The sequence below is a fragment of the Ectopseudomonas toyotomiensis genome (assembly GCF_900115695.1).
Taxonomy (GTDB): domain Bacteria; phylum Pseudomonadota; class Gammaproteobacteria; order Pseudomonadales; family Pseudomonadaceae; genus Aquipseudomonas; species Aquipseudomonas toyotomiensis.
Window position 1 is genome coordinate 115,026 of sequence record NZ_FOXK01000011.1, and the last position, 12,778, is coordinate 127,803.

Genomic DNA, 12,778 nt, shown 5'->3' on the forward strand with positions numbered 1-12,778 from the left:
ACTTCTCCAGCTCTACGAGCCGCTCAAGTTCCAGCACACACCAGACCAATACGGACGTCATCAACGGCCAGCGAGCCACTGCCCAGCCAGCTCACGCGCACGGGCATCGGCCGCGAATACCGCGTCGAGCGCTTCGACAGCCTGCACCGGCTGGGCGTTCAACACGGACTCAATCATACGCGCGATATCAACGAAACGGATGCGCCGCTGCAGGAAAGCCTCGACCGCGACTTCATTGGCGGCGTTGAGCATCGCCGGCGCACTGCCGCCAGCCTGCGCCGCCTCCCGCGCCAGACGCAGACAGGGAAAACGCTGCTCGTCGGGGCGTTCGAAATCCAGGCGACCGACGGCAAACAGATCCAGAGGCGATACGCCCGAGTCGATACGCTCCGGCCAGGCCAACGCATGAGCGATGGGCGTGCGCATATCCGGATTACCCAGCTGCGCCAGCACCGAACCGTCGATGTAATCGACCAGCGAATGAATCACGCTCTGCCGGTGGATGACCACTTCGATCTGCTCCGGGCGGGCATCGAATAACCAGCAGGCCTCGATCGACTCGAGCCCCTTGTTCATCATGCTGGCCGAGTCTACGGAAATCTTGCGCCCCATCGACCAGTTCGGATGAGCACAGGCCTGCTCCGGCGTGACGCATTCCAGGTCGGCCAACGGCGTTTCGCGAAAAGGCCCACCAGAAGCCGTCAGCAGTACGCGACGCACACCGACAGTCTGCAGCCCCCGCGCATAGTCACCGGGCAGACACTGGAAAATGGCGTTGTGCTCGCTGTCGATAGGCAACAGCACCGCCCCGCTCTGCTTGACCGCCTGCATGAACAAGGCGCCGGACATCACCAGCGCTTCCTTGTTGGCCAGCAGCACCTTCTTACCGGCCCGCACGGCCGCCAGGGTCGGCTTGAGGCCTGCCGCACCGACAATGGCCGCCATTACGCAATCGACCGCCGCGTCGGCAGATACGGCGCACAGCCCTGCTTCGCCGACCAGCACCTCGGTCGCCAGCCCGGCGGCGCGCAGATTGCTCTGCAGCTCGAGCGCTGAAGCGTCATCAGGCACCACGGCGTAGCGCGGCCGATGCTGCACGCACAACACCTGCAGCTCTGCCAGGCGCGAAAAGCCCGTCAGCGCGAAGACGCTGTAGCGCTCAGGGTGGCGCGCGATCACATCCAGCGTACTGAGGCCAATAGAGCCCGTAGCGCCCAGCACTGTGACCTGCTGCACTGCACTCACAGCGCGCCCCAACCAGCGAGCCAGAGCAGTGCAGCGAACAACGGGATGGCTGCGGTCAGACTGTCGATACGATCCAGCACTCCGCCATGTCCCGGCAGCAGATTGCTGCTGTCCTTGATCCCGGACTGACGCTTGAACATGCTTTCGGTCAGGTCACCAACCACGGAAATCAGTACCACCACAGCGGCACCCGCCAGAGCCAGCAGCAGCCCACCAACGGACCAGCCTTGCTGCAGCCCGACCAGCAGGGTGATCAGCAGGCTGGCCGCAAGGCCGCCGTAGAGTCCTTCCCAACTCTTGCCCGGGCTGACCTTGGGCGCCAGCTTGCGCTTGCCAAAGGTCTTGCCGGAAAAATAGGCGCCGATATCCGCCCCCCAGACCAGCACCATCACCGCGATGATCAGCGCATTGGCCTGCGGCCACTGCTTGAGCAGGATCAGCCCTTGCCAGGCCGGCAGCAGAATCAGCAAACCAATCAGCAAACGCCCCGGCACACCGCCCCAGAGACGACTGCTATCGGGATAGGTCATTACCAGAAAGGTCGCGACCAACCACCACAGCACAGCCACCACCAGCAGCAGCGGGGCAACGACCGGCACCATGTACAGCAAGCCGAGCAACACGGCCACTGCAGCCGCATAGGCCACACGCAGCGACTGCGCCTCGAACCCTGCCAGACGGGCCCATTCCCAGGCCCCCAGCGTGACCACCGCACCGATGAACAGGGCAAAGGCACCGCCATCGAGCAGAAAAAAACCGCCCAGGGCGATGGGCAACAGCACCAGCGCCGTGATGATTCGTTGTTTGAGCATTAGGAGCGCGCCTCAGCTTCCACCTGCTCGCTGGTCTTGCCGAAGCGACGCTGGCGGGTAGCGAAATCGGCCAGCGCCTTGCGCATGGCCTCGTGCTTGAAGTCCGGCCAATAGAGGTCGGAGAAGTACAGTTCGCTATAAGCCAACTGCCACAGGAGGAAGTTACTGATGCGGCGCTCGCCACCCGTACGGATGCACAGGTCGGGCAAAGGCAAATCACCGGTGGCCAGACAACCCTGAAGCAATTGCGGGGTAATGTCTTCGGGCTGCAAATGACCTGCCTGCACCTCACGCGCCAGACGCTGAGCGGCCTGGGCGATATCCCACTGACCACCGTAGTTGGCCGCGATCTGCAAGGTGAAACGCCGGTTGCCGGCAGTCAGTTGCTCGGCTTCGCGCATGGCTGCCTGCAACTCGGGATGAAAACGCGAGCGATCACCGATGATGCGCAGGCTGATGTCGTTATCCAGCAGACGCCTGGCCTCACGACGCAGCGCCCCCAGGAACAACTCCATCAGCGCACCAACCTCTTCGGCCGGACGCTGCCAGTTCTCACTGGAAAAGGCGAACAGGGTCAGCACCTCGACGCCCGACTCGGCACAGACCTCGATCACCGCGCGAACTGCATCGACCCCGGCCTTGTGCCCAGCCACACCCGGCAACAGGCGCTTCTTCGCCCAACGGTTGTTGCCATCCATGATGATGGCGACATGCCGCGGCACCGCCCCCTGCTTGTTCTTGTCCATGTATGGGCGCCCAGCCGTCAGACGGCCATCAGGTCCGCTTCTTTGACCTCGAGCGCCTTGTCGACGTCACCGATGAACTTGTCGGTGATCTTCTGCAGCTCGTCAGCGGCGCGACGCTCTTCGTCCTCGCTGATTTCCTTGGCTTTGGACAGTTTCTTCAGCTCGGCCAGGGCATCACGACGCACGTTGCGCACGGCGACCTTGGCATCTTCGGCCACGCCACGCGCCTGCTTGGTATAGCCCTTGCGGGTTTCCTCGGTCAGCGCCGGCATCGGCACACGAATGGTGGTACCAGCGCTGCTCGGGTTCAGGCCCAGATCGGAGGTCAGGATGGCCTTCTCGATGGCAGCACTGAGGGTCTTGTCATGCGCGACGATCTTCAGGGTGCGCGCATCTTCGACGGTGATCGCTGCTACCTGATTGAGCGGCATGTCGCTGCCCCAGGCCGGTACCTTGATGCTATCGAGAATGCTCGGATGGGCACGACCGGTTCGAATGGAGGCCAGGTTACGCCCCAGCGCTTCCAGGGACTTGCTCATACGCTCCTGAGCGTCTTTCTTGATGTCGTTGATCATTGTGCATCCTCCTCGATCAGAGTTCCTTCGGCGCCACCCACTACAACGTTCAGCAGTGCGCCGGGCTTGTTCATGTTGAAAACCCGCAGCGGCATGTTGTGATCGCGGCACAGGCAGATGGCGGTCAGATCCATCACGCCCAGCTTGCGATCGAGCACCTCGTCATAGGTCAGGCGCTCGAACTTCTCGGCATGCGGATCTTTGAACGGGTCGGCAGTGTACACGCCATCGACCTTGGTCGCCTTCAGTACCACGTCCGCATCGATTTCGATGGCACGCAGGCAAGCAGCCGAATCGGTGGTAAAGAAGGGGTTGCCGGTGCCCGCAGCGAAAATCACCACCTCACCGGTCTTCAGGTGGCGCATGGCCTTGCGGCGGTCATAGTGATCGGTCACGCCGACCATGGAAATCGCCGACATGACGATGGCAGGGATGTTCGAGCGCTCCAGCGCATCACGCATGGCCAGGGCGTTCATTACGGTGGCCAGCATGCCCATGTGGTCGCCAGTGACGCGATCCATGCCGGCAGCCGACAGCGCCGCGCCACGGAACAGGTTGCCACCACCGATCACCAGGCCGACCTGCACACCGATACCGACCAGTTGGCCGACTTCCAGCGCCATGCGATCGAGCACCTTCGGATCGATGCCGAAATCTTCCGAGCCCATCAGGGCCTCGCCGCTAAGTTTGAGCAGAATGCGTTTGTAGCGAGGTTGGCGACCAGTTGTCTGCTGAGCCATTGCAAGTCTCTCCTGCGGCGATATGAAATTCTTGAGCAACGCGCTCGGGCGCTGCAATTATCCGGCACTTCGAACGTGCCGGCGACCTCAGGTTGCAAGGCCGTTAGTGCATTTGTTGCCCCTTATTCGGCAAAGAGGCTGCACGCGCAAGCGGGCAGCCTCTCTGGGACAACTGGCCGAACCGCCGATTACTGCTTGCTGGCAGCAACCTGAGCGGCAACTTCGGCGGCGAAGTCGGTCTCGGCCTTCTCGATACCCTCGCCCACTTCGTAACGAACGAAGGAAACGATTTCGGCACCGGCTTTCTTCACCAGGTCACCGACCTTGACTTCCGGATCCATGATGAAGGCTTGCTCGACCAGGCTGGCTTCGGCCAGGAACTTGGCGATACGGCCTTTGACCATGTTCTCGACGATGTTTTCCGGCTTGCCAGCGATCTTCTCGGCGTTCAGCTGCAGGAAGATTTCCTTTTCCTTGGCAACCAGCTCTTCGGAGACCTGATCCGGCGAAACAACGGCCGGGTTGGAGGCAGCAACGTGCATGGCAACGTGCTTGGCCAGTTCGTCGTTGCCGCCTTTCAGGACAACCAGAACGCCGATACGGTGGCCGTGCAGGTAGGCACCAACGGTTTCGCCGGAAACAGCGGCCAGGCGACGGATGTTGACGTTCTCGCCGCACTTGGCAACCAGGGCTTCACGAGCGGATTCGCGCGAGGCGATCAGCGGAGCGGCTTCGGTCAGGTTCTTCTCGAAGGCTTCGTCGATGCTTTCTTTGACGAAGGCTTTGAAGTCGTCCTGCAGAGCCAGGAAGTCGGTCTGCGAGTTGACTTCGATGATCAGGCCACGACCGCCTTCGACGCGAACGGCGATGGAGCCTTCAGCGGCAATGTTGCCAGCCTTCTTGGCAGCCTTGATGGCGCCGGAAGCGCGCATGTCATCAATGGCTTTCTCGATATCGCCACCAGCGGCAACCAGGGCCTTCTTGCACTCCATCATGCCTTGGCCAGTACGCTCGCGCAGTTCTTTAACCAGGGCTGCAGTAATCTCTGCCATCTTGAAAATCCTCTCGGTAGGTCTTCAACCATTCACCCGCGTGACGGGCGATCAAATCTGTGAGTGGCAAAAAGGGGGCTTAGCCCCCTTCTTGCACAGCGCGTAACGCTAGATGCTTTGCGTTACCGCTTAGCCTTCGGCGCTCTCGGCAGCCGCGGCTTCTTCGACGAACTCTTCAGTGCCGCCGCCAGCATTGCTGCGACCACGGATCACGGCGTCGGCCATGGCACCCATGTACAGCTGGATGGCGCGGATGGCGTCGTCGTTACCCGGGATGATGTAGTCAACGCCTTCCGGGCTGCTGTTGGTATCGACGATGCCGATAACCGGGATGCCCAGCTTGTTGGCTTCGGTGATAGCAATGCGCTCGTGGTCAACGTCGATAACGAACAGAGCGTCCGGCAGACCACCCATGTCCTTGATACCACCCAGGCTGCGATCCAGTTTTTCCAGATCACGGGTACGCATCAGGGCTTCTTTCTTGGTCAGCTTGGCGAAAGTACCGTCCTGGGACTGGGTTTCCAGCTCGCGCAGGCGCTTGATCGAAGCACGGATGGTCTTGTAGTTGGTCAGCATGCCGCCCAACCAGCGGTGATCGACGAACGGCGAGCCGCAACGAGCAGCTTCTTCGCGAACGATCTTGCCAGCGGAACGCTTGGTGCCGACGAACAGGATCTTGTTCTTGCCAGCAGCCAGCTTCTCAACGAAAGCCTGAGCTTCGTTGAACATCGGCAGGGTTTTTTCGAGGTTGATGATGTGAATCTTGTTACGCGCGCCGAAAATGTACTTGCCCATTTTCGGGTTCCAGTAACGGGTCTGGTGGCCGAAGTGCACACCGGCCTTCAGCATATCGCGCATGTTGACTTGGGACATGATAGTTCCTTGATAAGTCGGGTTAGGCCTCCACGTATCCCAGCTTCCAACCCTTGCGGGCACCCAGGAAACCGTGTCGATACGTGTGTGGGTTTGAGCTTTCGGGCTTAGTGCCCGTAAAGCGGCGCGTTTTATACCACACAAAGCCGGCTCAGGCTACAAAAGCTGGCAAACAACGCAGTAACGCCCCGCAGCGGTTGCAGCGCCTTTGGGGCTGGCACGGCGAAGCTGCTAATATATCGCCCTTTCCGTTCGTGCCCGAGAGCTTCATATGACCGTCACCATCAAATCCGCCGAAGAAATCGAGAAAATGCGCGTGGCCGGCCGTCTGGCCGCCGAAGTGCTGGAGATGATCGGTGAACACGTCAAGCCAGGCGTCACCACCGAGGAAATCGACCGCATCTGCCACGACTATATCGTCAACGTGCAGCAGGCCATTCCCGCACCACTCAATTACAAGGGCTTCCCCAAGTCGATCTGCACCTCGATCAACCATGTGGTGTGCCACGGCATCCCCAATGACAAGCCGCTGAAAGACGGCGACGTGCTGAACATCGACGTCACCGTGATCAAGGACGGCTACCACGGCGATACCAGCAAGATGTTCATGGTCGGCAAGGTCGCCGAGTGGGCCGAGCGCCTGGCCAAGGTCACCCAGGAATGCATGTATAAAGGCATCGAACTGGTCAAACCCGGCACGCGCCTGGGCGATATCGGCGAAGTGATCCAGAAGCACGCGGAAAAGAACGGTTTCTCCGTGGTCCGCGAATACTGCGGCCATGGCATCGGCGCGGTCTTCCATGAAGAGCCGCAGGTGTTGCACTACGGCAAGGCCGGTACCGGCATGGAGCTCAAGGAAGGCATGACCTTCACCATCGAGCCGATGATCAACCAGGGCCGCCCGGAAACCCGCCTGCTCGGCGACGGCTGGACCGCCATCACCAAGGACCGCAAGCTGTCGGCGCAATGGGAGCACACCGTACTGGTCACCGCAGACGGCTATGAGATCCTGACCCTGCGCAGCGACGACACCCTGCCGCGCACCTCGGCCTGACCGCGATCCGTAGGGTGCGCCGTGCGCACCATTGAAGCTTGTGGTGCGCATCGCGCACCCCACCTTATATAAGGAAGGCAACTGCATGCCGCAGATGGACCCCGAACTGTTTGACCGCGGTCAGTTCCAGGCCGAGCTGGCCCTGAAATCCAGCCCCATCGCTGCATTCAAGAAGGCCATCCGCGGCGCGCATGAGGTGCTCGATGCGCGCTTTCGCGCCGGCCGTGACATTCGCCGCCTGGTCGAAGACCGCGCCTGGTTCGTCGATCAGATCCTGCAGGAAGCCTGGAAGCGCTTCACCTGGAGCGAGGATGCCGACATCGCCCTGCTCGCCGTTGGCGGCTACGGCCGTGGCGAGCTGCACCCTTACTCGGACATCGACCTGCTGATCCTGCTCGACAGCAGCGATCACGAAATCTTTCGCGAGCCCATCGAAGGCTTTCTCACCCTGCTCTGGGACATCGGCCTGGAAGTCGGTCAGAGCGTGCGCTCGGTCGACGAATGCGCCGAAGAGGCGCGCGCCGACCTGACGGTGATCACCAACCTGATGGAAAGCCGCACCATCGCCGGCCCCGAGCACCTGCGCCAGCGTATGCAGCAGGTCACCAGCACCGATCAGATGTGGCCGAGCAAGCACTTCTACCTGGCCAAGCGCGACGAACGCAGAGCGCGTCATGCCAAGTACAACGACACCGAGTACAACCTCGAACCCAACGTCAAGGGCTCGCCCGGCGGCCTGCGCGACATCCAGACCGTCCTCTGGGTGGCACGCCGCCAGTTCGGCACACTCAACCTGCAGGCCCTGGTCGGCCACGGCTTCCTACTGGAGAGCGAATACGCCCTGCTCTCCTCCAGCCAGGAATTTTTGTGGAAGGTGCGCTACGCCCTGCACATGCTCGCCGGGCGCGCCGAAGACCGCCTGCTGTTCGATCACCAGGCCAAGATCGCTGCCCTGTTCGGCTATCAGGACGGCGACGGCAAGCGCAGCATCGAACACTTCATGCAGAAGTACTACCGCGTGGTGATGGGGATTTCCGAGCTGTCGGACCTGATCAACCAGCACTTCGAGGAAGTGATCCTGCGCGCTGGTGAAAGCGGCCCGGCCACGCCACTGAATAGCCGCTTCCAGGTGCGCGACGGCTATATCGAAGTCACCCACCCGAACGTGTTCAAGCGCACGCCCTTTGCCATCATCGAAATCTTCGTGCTGATGGCGCAGCACCCGGAAATCAAGGGTGTGCGTGCCGACAGCATCCGCCTGCTGCGCGACAGCCGCCACCTGATCGACGACGAGTTCCGCAAAGACATCCGCAACACCAGCCTGTTCATCGAACTGTTCAAGTGCAAGGAAGGCATTCACCGCAACCTGCGCCGGATGAACCGCTACGGCATTCTCGGCCGTTACCTGCCGGAGTTCGGCCATATCGTCGGACAGATGCAGCACGACCTGTTCCACATCTATACGGTCGACGCGCACACCCTCAACCTGATCAAGCACCTGCGCAAGTTCCGCTGGCCGGAGCTGGCGGAAAAATTCCCGCTGGCCAGCAAGCTGATCGACAAGCTGCCCAAATCGGAGCTGATCTACCTCGCCGGTCTGTATCACGACATCGGCAAGGGCCGTGGCGGTGATCACTCGGAGCTGGGTGCAGTGGACGCCGAAGCCTTCGCCCGCCGCCATCATCTGCCGGCCTGGGACAGCGCCCTGATCGTCTGGCTGGTGCAGCACCACCTGGTGATGTCCACCACCGCGCAGCGCAAGGACCTCTCCGACCCGCAGGTGATCCATGACTTCGCCCAGTTCGTAGGCGACCAGACCCACCTGGACTACCTCTACGTGCTGACCGTGGCCGATATCAACGCCACCAACCCCAGCCTATGGAACTCCTGGCGCGCCAGCCTGCTGCGCCAGCTCTACACCGAGACCAAGCGCGCCCTGCGCCGCGGCCTGGAAAACCCACTGGACCGTGAAGAGCAGATTCGCCAGACCCAGAGTGCAGCCCTGGACACCCTGGTACGCGGCGGCACCGACCCGGACGATGCCGAACAGCTTTGGAGCCAGCTGGGCGACGACTACTTCCTGCGTCACACCGCCACCGACGTGGCCTGGCACACCGATGCCATTCTCCAGCACCCCAACGATGGCGGCCCGCTGGTGCTGATGAAGGAAACCACCCAGCGCGAGTTCGAAGGCGGCACGCAGATCTTCATCTACGCGCCGGACCAGCATGACTTCTTCGCCGTCACCGTGGCCGCGATGAGCCAGCTCAACCTGAACATTCACGACGCGCGGATCATCACCTCCACCAGCCAGTTCACCCTCGATACCTACGTGGTGCTGGATGCTGACGGCGGCTCGATCGGCAACAACCCGGCGCGCATCCAGCAGATTCGCGAAGGCCTGATCGAAGCGCTGAAGAACCCGGACGACTACCCGACCATCATCCAGCGTCGCGTGCCGCGTCAGCTCAAGCACTTTGCCTTCGCGCCGCAGGTGACCATCCACAACGACGCGCAGCGCCCGGTGACCATCCTCGAACTGACCGCCCCGGACCGCCCCGGCCTGCTGGCTCGGATCGGGCGAATCTTCCTCGAATACGACCTGTCGCTGCAGAACGCCAAGATCGCCACCCTCGGCGAACGGGTCGAGGACGTATTCTTCGTCACCGACGCCAACAACCAGCCGCTGTCCGACCCCGAACTCTGTGCACGCCTGCAGGAAACCATCGTCCGCCGCCTGTCCGAGCCCAGCGCTCAACCGCAGACCCTGCAGATCAACATATGATTGCGCCGCCCCGCTTTCCGAAGTACGCGAGATAACGATGAATCCAGCCCTCGACCAGCTCCAGCCCTACCCTTTCGAGAAACTGCGCGAACTGCTCGGCAGCGTGCAACCGGCCGCCGACAAGCGTCCGATCGCCCTGTCCATCGGCGAACCCAAGCATCGCTCGCCTGACTTCGTCGGCCAGGCACTGACCGCCAATCTCGACAAGCTCGCCGTCTACCCGACCACGCTCGGCCTGCCGGAGCTGCGCCAGAGCATTGCCAGCTGGTGCGAACGCCGCTTTGGCGTGCCAACTGGCTGGCTGGATGCAGCGCGCCACGTGTTGCCGGTCAATGGCACCCGCGAAGCGCTGTTCGCCTTCACCCAGGCGGTGGTCGACCGCAATGCCAAGGGCCTGGTGGTCAGCCCCAACCCCTTCTATCAGATCTACGAAGGTGCGGCCTTCCTCGCCGGCGCCGAGCCGCACTACCTGCCGTGCCTGGAAGCCCACGGCTTCAACCCGGACTTCGATGCCGTGCCGACAGAAGTCTGGCAGCGCTGCCAGATTCTCTTCCTCTGCTCGCCAGGCAACCCCACCGGCGCCCTGATCCCGGTCGAGACGCTGAAGAAACTGATCGCCCTGGCCGACGAGCACGACTTCGTCATCGCCGCCGACGAGTGCTACAGCGAACTGTATTTCGATGAGGACGCACCACCGCCCGGCCTGCTCAGCGCCTGCGCCGAACTGGGCCGTAGCGATTTCGCACGTTGCGTGGTGTTCCACAGCCTGTCCAAGCGCTCCAACCTGCCGGGGCTGCGTTCGGGCTTCGTCGCCGGCGACGCCAGCATCCTCAAGCACTTCTTGCTGTACCGCACCTACCACGGCTGCGCCATGCCGGTACAAACCCAACTGGCCAGCGTTGCCGCCTGGAATGACGAAGCGCATGTACGTGCCAACCGTGACATGTACCGTGAGAAATTCGCTGCCGTGCTGGATATCCTCGCCCCGGTGATGGACGTGCAGCGCCCCGATGGCGGCTTCTACCTGTGGGCGCGCACACCGGGTGACGACACCCTGTTCACCCGCGACCTGTTCGCCACCGAGCACGTCACCGTGGTGCCCGGCTCGTACCTGTCGCGTGAGGTCGATGGTGTCAACCCGGGCGCTGGCCGCGTACGTATGGCGCTGGTGGCACCGCTGGCCGAGTGCATCGAGGCCGCCGAGCGTATTGCCCGTTTCATTCGCAGCGCCTGAGCCTCTGCAGGGCCTGTGGACGGGGCTTTAGCCGCGAGCCTCCGACTCCGTAGCCCGGATGCAATCCGGGGATAGCCGCTCATGGCTTCCTGGATTTCATCCGGGCTACACGCCTCTGCTGCACGCCGGCGCTGTAACACATCACAGCGACAGCCGCCGCCACGTCTGGACGCGACGTGGCATAATGGCCCGCCGTATTTCCCGGACCTTCCGGCACGCCACTCATCAGAGGAAGATCAATGAGTTACGTCCTGTATGGCATCAAGGCCTGCGACACGATGAAAAAGGCCAGAACCTGGCTCGATGAACACCAGGTCGACTATGCCTTTCACGACTACAAGAGCGTCGGGATCGACCGTGCAAACCTGGAAAAGTGGTGCAACGAGCATGGCTGGCAGACCGTCCTGAACCGTGCTGGCACCACATTCCGCAAGCTGGAAGACGCGCAGAAAGCCGATCTCGACCAGGCCAAGGCCATCGAACTGATGCTGGCCCAACCCTCGATGATCAAGCGCCCGGTACTCGACCTGGGCGACAAGACCCTGGTCGGCTTCAAGCCGGATAACTACCAAGCCGCGCTGGCCTGATCAACCTCACCCGATTTCGTTGCAAGGAACCCCCATCTAATGAGCACCTCCCTTTACAGCATCGCCTTTGGTGTTGGCACCCAGAACCGCCAGGGCAACTGGCTGGAAGTCTTCTACGCCCTGCCGCTGCTCAATCCGGCCAGCGAGCTGGTAGCCAAGGCCGCCGAGAAGCTCGGCTACCAGGGTGGCAATCAGGCCATCGCCTTCACCACCACACAGGCTGCTGACCTGGCCGAAGCTCTGAAAGGCGTGGACGCCGCTCAAGCGGCGCTGCTGACCCGTCTGGCCGAAAGCCACAACCCGCTGGTCGCCACCTTCCTGGCTGAAGATGCCGCGCTGACCAGCACCCCGGAGGCCTACCTCAAGCTGCACCTGCTGTCGCATCGTCTGGTCAAGCCGCACGGTCTGAGCCTGGCAGGTATCTTCCCGCTGCTGCCCAACGTGGCCTGGACCAGCCAGGGCGCCGTCGACCTCGGCGAACTGGCCGAGCGCCAGCTGGAAGCGCGCCTGAAGGGCGAGCTGCTGGAAGTGTTCTCGGTGGACAAGTTCCCGAAAATGACCGACTACGTGGTGCCGACCGGCGTGCGTATCGCCGACAGCGCGCGCGTGCGCCTCGGCGCCTACATCGGCGAAGGCACCACCGTGATGCACGAAGGCTTCGTCAACTTCAACGGCGGCACCGAAGGCCCGGGCATGATCGAAGGCCGCGTTTCCGCTGGCGTATTCGTCGGCAAGGGTTCCGACCTGGGCGGCGGCTGCTCGACCATGGGCACCCTGTCCGGTGGTGGCAACATCATCATCAGTGTCGGTGAAGGTTGCCTGATCGGCGCCAACGCCGGTATCGGCATCCCGCTGGGCGACCGCAACACCGTCGAAGCCGGCCTGTACATCACCGCCGGCACCAAGGTGAACCTGCTCGACGAAGGCAACGCCCTGGTCAAGGTGGTCAAGGCGCGCGACCTGGCTGGTCAGCCTGACCTGCTGTTCCGTCGCAACTCGCTGACCGGCGCCGTGGAGTGCAAGACCCACAAGTCGGCTATTGAGCTGAACGAAGCCCTGCACGCCCACAATTGAT

At 62.3% G+C, this 12,778-nt stretch carries 12 protein-coding genes; 5 read left to right on the plus strand and 7 right to left on the minus strand.

The window, feature by feature from the left end; genetic code table 11:
• Positions 1-60: 60 nt before the first annotated feature.
• From ispC to rpsB, 7 genes are all read right to left on the minus strand, one after another.
• The gene (gene ispC, locus BM186_RS21215) at positions 61-1,245 is read right to left on the minus strand and encodes a 1-deoxy-D-xylulose-5-phosphate reductoisomerase (RefSeq protein ID WP_074918277.1); all 1,185 of its coding nucleotides are present in this window, start codon (positions 1,243-1,245) and stop codon (positions 61-63) included.
• Positions 1,242-2,057: a phosphatidate cytidylyltransferase gene (locus BM186_RS21220; protein ID WP_074918168.1), complete on the minus strand. Its 816-nt coding sequence runs from the start codon at positions 2,055-2,057 to the stop codon at positions 1,242-1,244. The genes ispC and BM186_RS21220 overlap by 4 nt, the downstream gene beginning before the upstream one ends.
• Positions 2,057-2,803 carry a polyprenyl diphosphate synthase gene (uppS, locus tag BM186_RS21225; RefSeq protein WP_074918170.1) on the minus strand — a complete coding sequence of 249 codons (747 nt, stop codon included), beginning with the start codon at positions 2,801-2,803 and terminating at the stop codon, positions 2,057-2,059. The genes BM186_RS21220 and uppS overlap by 1 nt, the downstream gene beginning before the upstream one ends.
• A gap of 17 nt (positions 2,804-2,820) precedes the next feature.
• Complete coding sequence (frr, locus tag BM186_RS21230) at positions 2,821-3,378, minus strand: ribosome recycling factor (protein WP_072425456.1); 558 nt, start codon at positions 3,376-3,378, stop codon at positions 2,821-2,823.
• Positions 3,375-4,118, minus strand: a complete 744-nt coding sequence (pyrH, locus tag BM186_RS21235; protein ID WP_004424012.1) for a UMP kinase — start codon at positions 4,116-4,118, stop codon at positions 3,375-3,377. Before pyrH ends, frr begins: the two co-directional genes overlap by 4 nt.
• A gap of 188 nt (positions 4,119-4,306) precedes the next feature.
• Positions 4,307-5,170 carry a translation elongation factor Ts gene (tsf, locus tag BM186_RS21240; RefSeq protein WP_072425457.1) on the minus strand — a complete coding sequence of 288 codons (864 nt, stop codon included), beginning with the start codon at positions 5,168-5,170 and terminating at the stop codon, positions 4,307-4,309.
• Positions 5,171-5,299: 129 nt separating this feature from the next.
• The gene (rpsB, locus tag BM186_RS21245; protein WP_072425458.1) at positions 5,300-6,043 is read right to left on the minus strand and encodes a 30S ribosomal protein S2; all 744 of its coding nucleotides are present in this window, start codon (positions 6,041-6,043) and stop codon (positions 5,300-5,302) included.
• Positions 6,044-6,314: 271 nt separating this feature from the next.
• Here rpsB and map point away from each other — a divergent pair, with 271 nt between their 5' ends.
• The 5 genes from map (at position 6,315) to dapD (ending at position 12,777) form a co-directional block, all read left to right on the plus strand.
• A complete protein-coding gene (gene map, locus BM186_RS21250) occupies positions 6,315-7,097 on the plus strand; it encodes a type I methionyl aminopeptidase (RefSeq protein ID WP_045735080.1) in 783 nt (260 codons plus the stop codon).
• An 85-nt stretch (positions 7,098-7,182) separates the two neighbouring features.
• Positions 7,183-9,882 carry a [protein-PII] uridylyltransferase gene (locus BM186_RS21255; RefSeq protein WP_021489811.1) on the plus strand — a complete coding sequence of 900 codons (2,700 nt, stop codon included), beginning with the start codon at positions 7,183-7,185 and terminating at the stop codon, positions 9,880-9,882.
• 37 nt (positions 9,883-9,919) lie between these two features.
• Positions 9,920-11,116: a succinyldiaminopimelate transaminase gene (dapC, locus tag BM186_RS21260; RefSeq protein ID WP_074918172.1), complete on the plus strand. Its 1,197-nt coding sequence runs from the start codon at positions 9,920-9,922 to the stop codon at positions 11,114-11,116.
• A 239-nt stretch (positions 11,117-11,355) separates the two neighbouring features.
• Positions 11,356-11,703: an ArsC family reductase gene (locus BM186_RS21265; protein ID WP_021489813.1), complete on the plus strand. Its 348-nt coding sequence runs from the start codon at positions 11,356-11,358 to the stop codon at positions 11,701-11,703.
• A gap of 39 nt (positions 11,704-11,742) precedes the next feature.
• The gene (dapD, locus tag BM186_RS21270) at positions 11,743-12,777 is read left to right on the plus strand and encodes a 2,3,4,5-tetrahydropyridine-2,6-dicarboxylate N-succinyltransferase (protein WP_074918173.1); all 1,035 of its coding nucleotides are present in this window, start codon (positions 11,743-11,745) and stop codon (positions 12,775-12,777) included.
• The last annotated feature ends 1 nt before the right edge of the window (position 12,778 follow it).

Bases quoted from the DNA above. Each gene is read 5' to 3' on its own strand.
- map (WP_045735080.1), top strand. From the start codon at position 6,315: ATGACCGTCACCATCAAATCCGCCGAAGAAATCGAGAAAATGCGCGTG.
- BM186_RS21220 (WP_074918168.1), bottom strand. From the start codon at position 2,057: ATGCTCAAACAACGAATCATCACGGCGCTGGTGCTGTTGCCCATCGCC.
- tsf (WP_072425457.1), bottom strand. From the start codon at position 5,170: ATGGCAGAGATTACTGCAGCCCTGGTTAAAGAACTGCGCGAGCGTACT.
- BM186_RS21265 (WP_021489813.1), top strand. From the start codon at position 11,356: ATGAGTTACGTCCTGTATGGCATCAAGGCCTGCGACACGATGAAAAAG.
- BM186_RS21255 (WP_021489811.1), top strand. From the start codon at position 7,183: ATGCCGCAGATGGACCCCGAACTGTTTGACCGCGGTCAGTTCCAGGCC.
- uppS (WP_074918170.1), bottom strand. From the start codon at position 2,803: ATGGACAAGAACAAGCAGGGGGCGGTGCCGCGGCATGTCGCCATCATC.
- rpsB (WP_072425458.1), bottom strand. From the start codon at position 6,043: ATGTCCCAAGTCAACATGCGCGATATGCTGAAGGCCGGTGTGCACTTC.
- pyrH (WP_004424012.1), bottom strand. From the start codon at position 4,118: ATGGCTCAGCAGACAACTGGTCGCCAACCTCGCTACAAACGCATTCTG.
- dapC (WP_074918172.1), top strand. From the start codon at position 9,920: ATGAATCCAGCCCTCGACCAGCTCCAGCCCTACCCTTTCGAGAAACTG.
- dapD (WP_074918173.1), top strand. From the start codon at position 11,743: ATGAGCACCTCCCTTTACAGCATCGCCTTTGGTGTTGGCACCCAGAAC.
- frr (WP_072425456.1), bottom strand. From the start codon at position 3,378: ATGATCAACGACATCAAGAAAGACGCTCAGGAGCGTATGAGCAAGTCC.